The sequence below is a fragment of the Sphingobacterium suaedae genome, assembly GCF_042684625.1.
Classification (GTDB): Bacteria; Bacteroidota; Bacteroidia; order Sphingobacteriales; family Sphingobacteriaceae; genus Sphingobacterium; species Sphingobacterium suaedae.
The window spans coordinates 7,294-19,782 of record NZ_JBHULR010000021.1 but is presented as its reverse complement, the minus strand read 5'-3'; the positions used below and the strand labels follow the sequence as shown (position 1 = coordinate 19,782).

At 42.2% G+C, this 12,489-nt stretch carries 15 protein-coding genes; 11 read left to right on the top strand and 4 right to left on the bottom strand.

The genetic code is table 11. From position 1 onward, the window contains the following. Positions 1-42: 42 nt before the first annotated feature. The 7 genes from miaB (at position 43) to groL (ending at position 7,083) form a co-directional block, all read left to right on the top strand. Positions 43-1,476 carry a tRNA (N6-isopentenyl adenosine(37)-C2)-methylthiotransferase MiaB gene (miaB, locus tag ACFSR5_RS19565; protein WP_380906193.1) on the top strand — a complete coding sequence of 478 codons (1,434 nt, stop codon included), beginning with the start codon at positions 43-45 and terminating at the stop codon, positions 1,474-1,476. Positions 1,477-1,497: 21 nt separating this feature from the next. Beyond that, the gene (locus ACFSR5_RS19560; RefSeq protein WP_380906192.1) at positions 1,498-2,760 is read left to right on the top strand and encodes a sigma 54-interacting transcriptional regulator; all 1,263 of its coding nucleotides are present in this window, start codon (positions 1,498-1,500) and stop codon (positions 2,758-2,760) included. Between the two features lie 12 nt (positions 2,761-2,772). Then, a complete protein-coding gene (locus tag ACFSR5_RS19555; RefSeq protein ID WP_380906191.1) occupies positions 2,773-3,282 on the top strand; it encodes an LptE family protein in 510 nt (169 codons plus the stop codon). Between the two features lie 8 nt (positions 3,283-3,290). After that, on the top strand, positions 3,291-4,439 hold the full coding sequence (locus tag ACFSR5_RS19550; protein WP_380906190.1) for a hypothetical protein: 1,149 nt from the start codon (positions 3,291-3,293) through the stop codon (positions 4,437-4,439). Between the two features lie 12 nt (positions 4,440-4,451). Next, positions 4,452-4,814, top strand: coding sequence for a preprotein translocase subunit SecG (gene secG / locus ACFSR5_RS19545; protein ID WP_380906189.1), 363 nt, complete (start codon positions 4,452-4,454; stop codon positions 4,812-4,814). A gap of 282 nt (positions 4,815-5,096) precedes the next feature. Beyond that, positions 5,097-5,372: a co-chaperone GroES gene (locus ACFSR5_RS19540; protein ID WP_380906188.1), complete on the top strand. Its 276-nt coding sequence runs from the start codon at positions 5,097-5,099 to the stop codon at positions 5,370-5,372. Positions 5,373-5,445: 73 nt separating this feature from the next. Beyond that, a complete protein-coding gene (gene groL / locus ACFSR5_RS19535; RefSeq protein WP_380906187.1) occupies positions 5,446-7,083 on the top strand; it encodes a chaperonin GroEL in 1,638 nt (545 codons plus the stop codon). 76 nt (positions 7,084-7,159) lie between these two features. On the opposite strand, the gene ACFSR5_RS19530 is transcribed toward groL, so the two are convergent. Then, positions 7,160-7,966 (bottom strand): M90 family metallopeptidase, encoded by an 807-nt coding sequence (locus tag ACFSR5_RS19530; protein ID WP_380906184.1) that lies wholly within the window; start codon positions 7,964-7,966, stop codon positions 7,160-7,162. 140 nt (positions 7,967-8,106) lie between these two features. Here ACFSR5_RS19530 and ACFSR5_RS19525 point away from each other — a divergent pair, with 140 nt between their 5' ends. Next, complete coding sequence (locus ACFSR5_RS19525; RefSeq protein ID WP_380906183.1) at positions 8,107-8,625, top strand: CD225/dispanin family protein; 519 nt, start codon at positions 8,107-8,109, stop codon at positions 8,623-8,625. Beyond that, entirely contained in the window at positions 8,626-9,015 is a 390-nt protein-coding gene (locus ACFSR5_RS19520) for a DUF2752 domain-containing protein (RefSeq protein ID WP_380906181.1), read from the top strand. A 462-nt stretch (positions 9,016-9,477) separates the two neighbouring features. On the opposite strand, the gene ACFSR5_RS19515 is transcribed toward ACFSR5_RS19520, so the two are convergent. Next, complete coding sequence (locus ACFSR5_RS19515; RefSeq protein ID WP_380906179.1) at positions 9,478-9,957, bottom strand: helix-turn-helix domain-containing protein; 480 nt, start codon at positions 9,955-9,957, stop codon at positions 9,478-9,480. A 158-nt stretch (positions 9,958-10,115) separates the two neighbouring features. Here ACFSR5_RS19515 and ACFSR5_RS19510 point away from each other — a divergent pair, with 158 nt between their 5' ends. Beyond that, positions 10,116-10,319, top strand: coding sequence for an ATP-binding protein (locus ACFSR5_RS19510; protein WP_380906177.1), 204 nt, complete (start codon positions 10,116-10,118; stop codon positions 10,317-10,319). A 287-nt stretch (positions 10,320-10,606) separates the two neighbouring features. Continuing rightward, positions 10,607-11,113 (top strand): hypothetical protein, encoded by a 507-nt coding sequence (locus ACFSR5_RS19505; protein ID WP_380906175.1) that lies wholly within the window; start codon positions 10,607-10,609, stop codon positions 11,111-11,113. A 246-nt stretch (positions 11,114-11,359) separates the two neighbouring features. Here the strand turns inward: ACFSR5_RS19505 and ACFSR5_RS19500 are convergent, their stop codons facing one another. Together ACFSR5_RS19500 and ACFSR5_RS19495 are read right to left on the bottom strand one after the other, a co-directional pair. Further along, positions 11,360-11,818, bottom strand: a complete 459-nt coding sequence (locus ACFSR5_RS19500) for a hypothetical protein (protein ID WP_380906173.1) — start codon at positions 11,816-11,818, stop codon at positions 11,360-11,362. Positions 11,819-11,828: 10 nt separating this feature from the next. Next, the gene (locus ACFSR5_RS19495; protein WP_380906172.1) at positions 11,829-12,326 is read right to left on the bottom strand and encodes a hypothetical protein; all 498 of its coding nucleotides are present in this window, start codon (positions 12,324-12,326) and stop codon (positions 11,829-11,831) included. Positions 12,327-12,489: the final 163 nt, after the last annotated feature.

Genomic DNA, 12,489 nt, shown 5'->3' with positions numbered 1-12,489 from the left:
GTAAGTTTTTATTGTTAACTTTGTAGTCTTTTAAATTGAACCATGCTAGAATTAGAACATACCACGAAAACGCACGATGAATCGCGTCAAGGAGAGGCTTTGGATATGCTTGCTACGGGTAAGTCGACGGGAAGAAAGTTGTATATAGAGAGCTATGGCTGTCAGATGAATTTTTCGGATAGTGAAATTGTTGCTTCTATTTTATTGGACAATGGTTTCGAAACGACGAAAGATTATAAGGAAGCCGACGTTGTGTTTATTAATACGTGTTCGATCCGTGAGAATGCGGAGCAACGCGTTCGTAACCGGCTGAAGGAGTTCGAGTCGGCCAAGTCGAAAAATCCAGGTATGATCGTTGGGGTGTTGGGCTGTATGGCTGAGCGTCTTAAGTCAAAATTTCTGGAAGAAGAGAAATTGGTGGATGTAGTTGTTGGGCCTGATGCGTATCGGGATTTGCCGAATCTGATCGACAAAGTAGATGATGGAAGCAAAGCCGTCAATGTCTTGTTGTCCCGTGAGGAAACCTATGCAGATATTAATCCTGTTCGGTTAAACTCGAATGGGATATCGGCATTTATATCCATTATGCGCGGTTGTGACAACATGTGTTCGTTTTGCGTTGTTCCGTTCACCAGAGGACGGGAACGCAGCCGGGATGCGTATTCTATTGTAAAGGAAGCGCAGGATTTGTTTCAGTCCGGTTACCGCGAAGTCACGCTGCTTGGACAGAATGTCGATTCGTATAAGTATACGGCACCTGCTGCCGAGGGAGAGGAGCAGAAGCCAACGGTGAACTTCGCGCAATTGTTGGCATTGGTTGCTGAGGTGAGTCCCGAACTACGGGTGCGCTTCTCTACATCGCATCCAAAGGATATTACCGATGAAGTGTTGCATACCATGGCACGTTACGATAATATTTGTAAGTATATACATTTGCCTGTACAGTCTGGAAACTCTAGGGTGTTGGAGCTCATGAACCGTACGTATGACCGGGCATGGTATATGGAGCGGGTGGATGCTATCCGCCGGATTATTCCAGCCTGCGGGATCTCAACGGATGTCATTACGGGCTTTTGTACAGAAACCGAGGAGGAACATCAAGAAACATTATCGATGATGGATTATGTAAAATATGATTTTGCCTATATGTTTGCCTATTCTGAACGTCCGGGTACCTTGGCCGCAAAACGCTACGAGGATGATATCCCGGAAGAAGTAAAAAAGAGACGGTTGACGGAAGTGGTCAATAAGCAGCAAGAACATAGTTTATATCGGTTGCAGAATTTTGTCGGAAAAGTGCATAAGGTACTGATCGAGGGATTTTCCAAACGGTCGGATCAGGATTACTGCGGTCGTAACGATCAAAACACGATGGTGGTATTCCCTGTTGATGAACGTTTTAAACCAGGGCAATATGTACATGTACTCGCCGAGCGCTGTACTTCCGCAACACTAATGGGTAAAATTATCGACTAACTTGTAATAAGAGGAACTATCGTGGATATTCAAGACGTTAAGAATAGGTTTGGAATCATTGGTAACTCGCCTTTGTTGAATAGAGCTATCGATGTAGCCAAGCAGGTTGCACCTACGGACATTTCTGTTTTAATTCAAGGTGAGAGCGGGTCGGGAAAAGAGGTGTTTTCGCATATTATCCATCAACTGAGTGCGCGTAAGCATGGATCCTTTATTGCGGTGAACTGTGGTGCGATTCCAGAAGGAACGATAGACTCGGAGTTGTTCGGTCATGAGAAAGGTTCGTTTACGGGGGCGCATGAGGCCCGGAAAGGATATTTTGAAGTCGTGGACGGAGGAACGATATTTTTGGACGAAGTAGGAGAATTGCCGTTGGGCACGCAGGCTCGTCTGTTACGGGTGCTGGAGACTGGCGAATATATTCGTGTGGGTTCTTCCAAGGTGCAAAAAACGAATGTCCGTGTGGTGGCGGCAACGAATGTGGATGTTTATGAAGCCGTCAAAAAAGGTAAGTTCCGTGAGGATCTGTATTATCGCTTGAATACGGTTCCTTTACGTATACCATCCTTACGCGAGCGAAAAGAAGATATAAATTTGCTGTTTCGAAAATTTATTGTTGATTTTTCGGACAAATACAGAACTCCAGGAGTGCAGCTAACGCCAGATGCGCAGGATATGCTCATGAATTACAGTTGGCCGGGCAATGTGCGGCAACTTAAAAATATCGCCGAACAGATTGCCGTATTGGAAAAAGAGCGGATCGTTGACGCCGCTATTTTAACTAAATACTTGCCTGTAGAACAAGTGTCGTCTCTTCCGGTGTTCGTTAAAGAGTCGGCAAAGGAGGATTTTTCTGAACGGGACTTGCTGTACAAGGTCTTGTTCGATATGAAGAAAGATATGGTGGACCTGAAAAAATTAGTCGTGGAGCTGATCCAAAATGGAGTTAATCCACGGACGTTTGAAGAGAATTCTCCTTATATCAATCAGCTTTATAATGAAGTGACACCATCGTCTGCCTACTTGGGCGAAGAAGCACCTCAGCACACGTTGACCATACACAATCCCAATCATCAGGGGCCAAAAGTCAATAACGATTATATGGCGTATGAAACACAAGATGCGGAGGAAGTAGAGGAATCTCTATCTTTGGTCGACAAGGAGTCTGACTTGATAAAAAAAGCACTGAAAAAACATAAAGGGAAGCGTAAGGCTGCAGCTCGGGAGTTGGGCATTTCGGAGCGGACCCTGTATAGAAAAATTAAAGACTTAAATTTGGATTAGTAAACCACTATTATGCAAAAATTTGGTTCCGTATTGATCGTTGTTTGCTGTCTGATGGTGTCGGGCTGTGGTGTAAAATATAGTTTTAGCGGGGGCTCGATTCCTGAAAATATGAAAACGGTTAACGTTCAGTTTTTTGAGAACATTGCGCCCATGGTATATGCCACGCTAAGCCAAAATTTTACGGAGGGCTTGAAAGAGCGTATCCGTAACCAATCCCGCTTGAGCCAGGTGAATGGAGACGCGGATGCACTGTTTGAAGGGGTGATTACAGGGTATGATATTACGCCAGCTGCGGTAGAGGCAAATTCGGACCGCGCTGCGCTAAACCGGCTGACCATCACCGTCAAGGTAAAATACACTAACCGGTTAGACGAAACCGGTGAAAGCAACTTTGAGCAATCATTTACGCAATTTAGAGAGTTTTCAGGTACCGTTCAGGCACAAGAAGAGACGTTAAATAGGGAGATAATCAAGTTATTGACCGAAGATATCTATAATAGGGCGTTTGCTAACTGGTAGGATCGTATATGGAAAATCAAGGACGTTCATTAAAGCAATTGTATCATGATGCGCTGGTCAATCCTCAGGGACTAACCGTCGATGATTTTGATATATTGCTTCGTAAATACCCTTACTCACAGCCGTTGCATTTTGCCTGGGAAAGACGTAGGTTCTTACAAGGAGAATTAAATAGCCTAGGAAGCCGGGCCATTCTCTTGGCCAGCAGTCCGAATTGGTTGTATGAATATGTACAGTTGCCGGTACATGATATACCTGTGGTGGATGTCGTCGATGATGATTATGTCCCTTTTGAGGAGTTCACGTTTACCTCGGAATCAGATGCTACGACGCACGCTCCCGTGGGTGTCGCGACAGAACACGTAGAAGCGCCCGAGGCGGACGCCGACGCTCCGAGCGATTTTTCGGCGGACATCGATACGACCGACGTGCCCGTAACCGGTGAGACCATGCAGGACGACGTTCCTGTAGAGCAAGACGGGCAGGAAGATCAGCATGTGTTGGAAACCCTTGTTAGAGAGGGTATTGGTGGAGGTGATTATTTTGCTCTGCATGCGCGGGAGCAGCGCATAGATGAGCCTGTTATAGATACGGTAGACGATCAACAGGTAGATCGCCAAGAGGAGGATATCAGTTTGTACAACGATGAGCTGATGCCGTATAGTTTCCGATGGTGGCTCCATAAGACCCGTTTGGAATATGCGGATACCTATCAGCCTTTTGCCAGCCCACACTTGCCTGTCAATAATAAGTCGGCCTTTGATCCCGAAGAGCTCGATAAGATTATATTGGATCAACAGATCCGTGAACATATTATCCATTTGCAAAATCCGGAAGACAAGCTCAGTGAAGAGGTGAAGCACAAATCGGCTCCCTACGCGCGGAACGATAAAACGGCAGAGGTGATTGAACGTTTCATACGGGAAGAACCTCAAATTCAACCACCGCCAGCGGAGAATTTGAACACCGAAAATAAAGCAAGAAAGAGTTCGGAGGAGCAATTTGACCTCGTGACGGAGACACTAGCAAACATTTATGCCGATCAGGCGATGTACGTAAAAGCGATTGAAGTCTATAAAAAATTAATTTTGAGATTTCCAGAAAAAAAATCGTATTTTGCGACCCGAATTAAGGAATTAGAAGAAAAACTATATTAACAACATACAGAAATGCAAACTTTTTTGATTATCCTGATTGTATTGGTGAGTGTATTATTGACACTTATCGTTTTGATTCAAAACCCTAAAGGAGGTGGTTTGTCATCAGGATTCGCAGGTAGCTCAAACTTAATGGGGGTACAACGTACAGGTGACTTTTTAGAAAAGGGCACATGGGGATTAGCCATTGCACTTATGGTCTTCTGCTTGGCCATCAATATCGTTGGTCCATCTGCCGGGAATAAGGCTGGTGGTTTAGGCGATCAAATTGAAGCTCCGGTGCAGACTTCGCCCTTAAATTTAAATGGACCTGCACAACAACAGCAACAGCAAACTCCGGCGGCTACACCTGCTCCTGCAGATTCATCCAAGTAGCCTGCTGTCATGGATAAAAACAAAGAAGCCCTGTACGACATGTACAGGGCTTCTTTGTTTTTATCGCCTTGGAATGTCTATTTCGCAAGAAGTGCTGATGGACTATATACGTCGTTGCTGACTAAACAATGACAGGATGACACAGCCCGGGCAGAAGGATGTCACTTTTTGAAGCATATACAGTGAAAAAATGGCAACAAATGTCGTTCTTTTCTATTTGGCATAATTGGTGATAAGGAACTGAAGAATTATACGTTAAATAAAAAATAAAACTAAATAATTATGGCATTAAGTATTAAACCTATCGGAGACAGAGTTGTGGTAGAAGCAGCTCCTGCAGAAGAAAAAACAGCATCAGGAATTTACATTCCAGACACCGCAAAAGAAAAACCTTCTCAAGGTACGATCGTTGCAGTAGGTACTGGAAAACCGGAGGAACCTCTTACTGTTCAAGTGGGTGACAAAGTATTGTACGGCAAGTACGCAGGTACGGAGATCACTTATGAGGGTAAAGAATATTTAATTATGCGTGAATCTGATATTTACGCAGTACTGTAAGTTAATCATTGAGTTTAGTAACAAAAGTTAAAATTTGGAAGTAACTTCCTCTTCTAGCAAATAGTAAAAAAACATGGCAAAACAAGTAAGATATAACGTAGAAGCGCGTGACGCACTAAAAAAAGGTGTAGATACGTTGGCAAATGCAGTAAAAGTAACGTTAGGACCAAAAGGTCGTAATGTGATTATCGAGAAGAAATTCGGTTCTCCGATGATTACGAAAGATGGTGTGTCTGTGGCGAAAGAAATTGAGCTTAAAGATGCATTGGAGAATATGGGTGCGCAAATGGTAAAAGAGGTTGCTTCCAAAACCGCGGATCAAGCTGGTGATGGTACGACAACTGCTACCGTATTGGCACAGGCTATCGTTGCTCCAGGGTTGAAATCGGTTGCTGCTGGTGCAAATCCAATGGATCTTAAGCGTGGTATCGATAAGGCTGTTGCAGCTGTCGTAGGAAATCTTAAGTCGCAATCACAAGTTGTGGGTGCTGACAACAATAAAATTAAACAAGTCGCAACGATCTCAGCAAATAACGATGATGTAATCGGAGCGTTGATCGCAGAAGCGATGGAGAAAGTGGGTAATGATGGTGTGATCACGGTAGAAGAAGCGAAAGGTACCGAAACAGAAGTGAAAACGGTTGAAGGTATGCAATTTGACCGCGGTTATTTGTCTCCTTATTTTGTAACCAATTCTGATAAAATGGAGGCGGAATTGGATAGCCCATACATTCTGATCTACGATAAGAAGATCAGCAATATGAAAGAGCTATTGCCTATTCTAGAAAAGCAAGTGCAAACTGGTAAGCCGTTGTTGATCATCGCTGAAGATTTGGACGGTGAAGCTTTGGCGACGTTAGTTGTTAACAAAATCCGTGGTTCTTTGAAAGTGGCTGCTGTTAAAGCTCCTGGATTTGGAGATCGTCGTAAAGCCATGTTGGAAGATATCGCTATTTTAACAGGTGGTACCGTAATCTCAGAAGAACGCGGGTATAAACTTGAAAATGCTGAGCTTTCTTACTTAGGTCAAGCGGAGAAAGTTGTTGTAGATAAAGATAACACAACGATCATCAATGGATCAGGCAATGTAGAAGATATCAAGGCTCGCGTGGCGCAGATCCGTGCGCAGATCGAAACAACAACTTCGGATTATGATCGGGAGAAATTGCAAGAGCGTTTGGCTAAATTATCAGGCGGTGTTGCGGTACTTTATGTGGGCGCGACAACGGAAGTTGAAATGAAAGAAAAGAAAGATCGCGTGGACGATGCATTACATGCAACCCGTGCTGCGGTTGAAGAAGGTATCGTTGCCGGTGGTGGTGTAGCGTTCATTCGTGCTACAGATGCATTGGCTGACCTAAAAGGTGCTAATGAAGATGAAACGATCGGTATCGAAATCATTAAACGTGCTATCGAAGAGCCGCTTCGTCAAATCTGTAACAATGCAGGTATCGAAGGTGCAGTAGTTGTTCAGAAAGTGAAAGAAGGTTCTGGTGACTTCGGTTATAATGCACGCACAGATGCTTATGAGAACTTGATTGGTGCAGGTGTTATCGATCCTACAAAAGTTTCACGTGTAGCGTTGGAAAATGCAGCTTCTGTTGCTTCTATGTTATTGACTACAGAATGTGTATTAGCTGACGAACCGGAAGAAAATGCTCCTGCTGCTGGCGCTCCTCCTATGGGTGGCGGTATGCCAGGTATGATGTAAGCTTTGTCTTAATTATATATAAAAGCCCTGAAGTCATTCAGGGCTTTTTCGTTATTCAGGATGAAGACAGGCTGTTTTAAGATAAAGGTTCGTTCGATTGTTTATTATATATTTCATCCAATAGTGCGTATAGCGCAGGATGATCTTCCTGTAGCATTTTCGGCTTCTGGAAGAAGTATTCGGATACAACGGCGAGAAACTCGGCTTCATTGGTTGCGGCATAATCACGGATATCAGATTTATCATGGCGGATACGGGCGATTGTGCGATGCATCTCCTTTAGCCAAGGTTGAATAAGTTCTTTTGGGATCAAGTATTCCGGAATTCCATCTACTTCCCCATCCGCTTTGTCGATGAGATGAACGAATTCATGAATCGCGGTATTGGATGTGGCACTTGGTGAGAAGCCTGCACGAAGGGAGGGTAGCGAAATAATCATCTTGCGGTTCATGACGCCGTCGCCCACCATACCAAGAATGAGATTTTCTGGATGGTCGGTATCGTAACGTTCGTTGAATGTCCCCGGATAAAGGATGACTTCATCCAAATTCTCATACGACCATTTTTCGAAATGAAAAAGCGGAATAGTGGCACTGGCCGCTACCAGTACACGGTCAGTATCTGTTATACGTGCGCCTTTTTCGGCAGAAATCTTGGTAGTGGTCAAGAAATATACGACGCGTTGTAAAAAGATGTCCTGGGCATCTGAACGGAGGTGCTTAAAAAATGTGACTTGGTTGGCGAGTGTGGTACGGATAAATGTGGTTTCTGCGATACGTGTATTGCGATAACGCTTGTTTCCTACATATTTAAAGACATACCAAATTAACAGCGTGCCAATTAAAAATACAATGCTTACTAACCAAATTTTATGCGCTTCCATTGAATAACCTGTTTTACCCTTTTTTCTTGTCTTATCCCACTTATAGGTACAAGAATACATAAATTGCTGCTATTTCACTGAAATTTTCTATTGTATATGAAACAAACTTTATCTAAGTTTATGGGAATATACAAATGGAGATGCAAAAATATCACTATACAGACGGAGTCAATACATTTGGACCGTTTTCCGTAGAGGAATTACAAAGCAAGGGATTGACACGGGAGACCTATGTTTGGACAGAAGGTATGCCTAGTTGGGTGCAGGCCAAAAATGTGCCGGAGCTAACTGGACTGTTTGCCCAGGAGGGGCAACCCTACTTTACGGCGACGCCTCAAACGCCTCCACAGTTTTCCGGCACACCTGCAATTCCTTTTGGCCAGCAACCGAATCAACCGCCGAAGACCTATTTGATCGAAACCATTTTAACGACGATTTTTTGTTGTTGGCCATTGGGTATTCCGTCTATAGTTTATGCCTCGCGCGTGGAAAAAAAATTTTACGCCGGCGACTATTTAGGTGCGACTCGGGATTCAGCGAATGCCAAGAAGTGGATGTGGATCAATGTGGGGGCTTGTATCGCCTTGTGGATCCTATACTTCCTGATATTTGGTGTAGCTTTTTTTGGAGCGATCCTAAGCGGTTCGGGAGATTACTAAATGTTGTTGCAGAGACGATATTGGCCATGGTATCTTCTCGGTGGAATGGCGATGTGCGGGGTAGTCTATATCTATTATACATTTGACCCGAGCGCCCATGGCTGGTTTCCGAGATGTCCGATGAAGGCACTGACCGGCTTAGAGTGTCCAGGATGTGGTTCGCAACGTGCTATCCACGCACTTTTGCATGGCGATGTGCGGAGGGCCTTTCAGCATAATGCACTCCTTCTGCCATTTATTCCGTATTTGGCAATAGGTTTTGCATTTCGATTCATCCATGAACCCTCTCCTCAGTTATTAGAATGGCGCAAGATCCTATTTGGCGAATATGCCATTAAGCTGGTAGGGCTTAGTATACTGGCATATTTTATTCTACGCAATATCTCGTAAGTTTAAATGCTGATGTAGCCAGCTTACGATATCTTGGTATACTGTCTCCCAGATTCTAACTCGAATTGTTAGCGGTATTTAATAGCGAATTAACAGCCTACAATCAGCTTATATGCGCGACAAGGGCGATATTGGTTAAGAAAAGTCTTCACTGTATCGCTTACGGAAGAATCTGAGCTTTCCGAAATTTAACAATAGATTTGTAACTCAAAGCGTCGGTGAAGAAGTAAAGGTCCGAATACGATAGCATTAACGCACAGAGAAAAGCAACACAAGGGTGCAGGCCTGTTGGATATCCGTTTGAACCTTCCGACCGATTCGATCTCGCCGGAGGAAGTAAAGCGAAAGCTAAGGCTCCGAAAACACTAACTTCCTTGTAACGGTTTATATGAAAATTAAAAAAAAACAAAAGGTGTGATCATCGTCTGGTCACACCTTAAATGTAATATTTTTTTGAAAGGCCTATCTTTCTTCCTTCAGCTTTTTGACTTCTAGGGTAAGATCAAGCACGGCCTTACTCAACTCAGCAATGGACTGCGTCTTAACGCGGTCTTCTTCGATAAACTTTTCAAGCAAGTCGATCAACTTTTCTGCTCCGTCATTGTTGAAAGTCGGTTTTGTATGTTGACTATGGCTTTGATCTATAGCATGGTCATTAAATGTATTACTGTTGTTCTGAATATTATAGATTATATTGTCATCCTTAAAGGATTTAACGAAATCGGGAGTGACACCCAGTGCGGTCGAAAGTTCGGCCAATAGCGGTTCATCAAGTGCCACCATATTTTCAAAATCGGAAATCCGCTGCTGTGAATACCGACTGCGGCACATCTGTCCAAAGGCTTCCTGTTTAATGCCCTGTATCTCGCGGATACGTTTAATATTGTGTCCGATATGTATGTTGTTCATGCTGTCGTCTTTTTCCCTAAAAGTAGTATTCATGGTTGATGAAAATTATGGTCTGGTTTGTTACCGGTGAATCAGTGAAATACCTCGCCTACCCTCTAAATAAATTGAAATAACTTTGTTATAAAGTTACATAATAATGTGTCAATAGACAAGTCCGCTGATAGGCGTTCGCTCGAATACGAAAAGTATATATGTATATAACAGAGAATCTGGTAAACCTAAACCAGCAGCAAAGGCTGGACCTGATGGAAATAATTGAAGATAGACACGCTAAGGCATCGGCCATAATTGCCAGTCAACTGCTTATGGCCAGTTGGTATGATGTAATCGGAGAAGATACAATTGCAGATGCAATACTCGATAGACTGTCCATGGATCTTACAGAATCGACTTAAAGGTGAAAGTCTAAGAAAAAAGAAGTAATATTGTCGGGTCATCAGTTGGATTAAGAAAATCCTCACTACAGGGGTCAGTATGTCCAGCGAAGCATTGATTTTGCGGAGGGACGTACCGGTCAATCATAGATTTCGACCATCTTATGGAAGGATTTAAAGAGGAAATGAATGGAGATGCTATTTACAACAGCTACCAAGAGACTCATGTCGAATCTTTCGACAGCATTATTATGGAATCTATCGTGTGGTAGGCTCACGATATAAAACATAGACAAATAATCTTAAGTATGATATTAAGAAAAATTATCACCCTCGGCCTGTTTTTGTGTTCGAGTATATCGATGTTCGCACAGGATTCATTCGAGAACTCGCTTCTATATAACCGAAAAAAAAAGTTATACCCTCTTTACAATGAATTGATGAAAAGTGCTTCATCAATTAAAGTAATTGACGAAAGTGGCAAACTCGTTGTAAAGTCTCCAAGAAAAAATTTAAAAGGAGAAGCAACGTTTGTCTATGAAGTTGAAGATGACGGGAGTTTAATCAATGTGTACATGACAGAGTTTTGGTGTTACTCGACAGTCAATAGCGAGACAATTGTAAAAGACTATATCATTTTTGTTGACGATAAAGATGTGGGATTTGATCAAAAAAAAATGCAGCAATATGAATTTGGACCGAATGCAGAAGAATTGATCAATTTTCTTTTCGATTACGTGAAAACGTATCGAAAATTCAAGGTTATTCAACCACGTGAAAGGAATCTAAAATACCAGCGTGTACGATTTGAATAACCGCTGATTGTGTATCTTGTCAAAGTCGTTACAAGTTTACAGGTATAGATGATGGTTTGGGAAAATGGATAACAACGGCTGTAACTGACTCAAATCCCAAGTAAGTAAGGGAATTTTGTTTCTATTTTGATTAGTATAATAACTTTTCCGTTTTTTATTGTACAACAAAACCCAAACCTACTAACATTGGGCTGCCGGGAAATGTTTGGTCATCCATCTAGGTGAACAATCGAACACTTCGAAATTTTAAAAAGTAATTTGTATGGCCGGACACAGAAATACTCTTGATGAAAGAGGCTTTCCATTAAATAGATACAGCATTTGAAATTCTTTGCTGGAAATTTGGGTATTGGTTTTTGACGGCGCATTTACCCGAAGAGGGATGAGTATAGCTCTATCGTTAACATTCATCTCTGCCAAATAGGAGTAAAGAGCTGTCGAATTAAGCTCTTTAAATCTTTTCACAAATTCATTCCTAAATTCCAGGTTCGTATTGTCTGAAAACTCTACATGATCCAAGGTCTTATCTTTATTTAATTGAAATTTCAGAAAACTGACATTAGTATTAGCAATTATATTGTCAGGATAAGAACTGATCGAATAAATAACTGACTTATGGAAATTATTGTAAGACGTTGAGCTTGTCTGCGCAAAAAGCGTTCCTGATAAACAAAGGAGCAATGTGCTCAAAATACATTTTTTCATTTTAATAAGTTTAGTTTGACGATTGATAAGTGAATCCAGTTAGCCGCCGCATATAGACTATAGGACAAATAAAGTAGCTGCCTGTCAAACTGTTTCCGTCAAGGGAAGTCAGCCTTGTAAAATCGTTACTCATTAAAATCGATGCGCAAGAGCCCATCTCTTCGGTATCAATATGAAGCGGAATGGCTAAACGACAGGTTGTCGCTCCCGCTTGTGTAGCATAGGTAAATAATGCATCAAAAATTTCTATTGATTTTATGTTGCTCAGCTGCTTTGAAATTTCATCAAAAGCACTGTCGGTTACCTTAATTGTATCTACTTCTCCCGATTGATTGAAATCGATTAAGAGAAGGGCAACGGTAGGAATACATCGATCTTTGAGTCGTTCAGGGTACTCAATTTTGTGAAGGAGCAATTTTTCGAATCTTTCATACGCGTTATCCAAGCTTTCTTGGCCTTGTCCGGCATAATATGAAAGCAGTAGCAAAGTAATAATAATAGTCTTCATAAAATTTATTTTATTCACAGTGATCTCCTTTTGTGCCTCCAGTACTGTATGCTGCTTATATACTTAATCTTTGGGTCTCGATCTTTAAATTATTTCCTAATTTTGCTAATAAGTTAAACAAAATTAGCTCGGTAGCCAAAATGAGTCAAGATATCTATGCAAT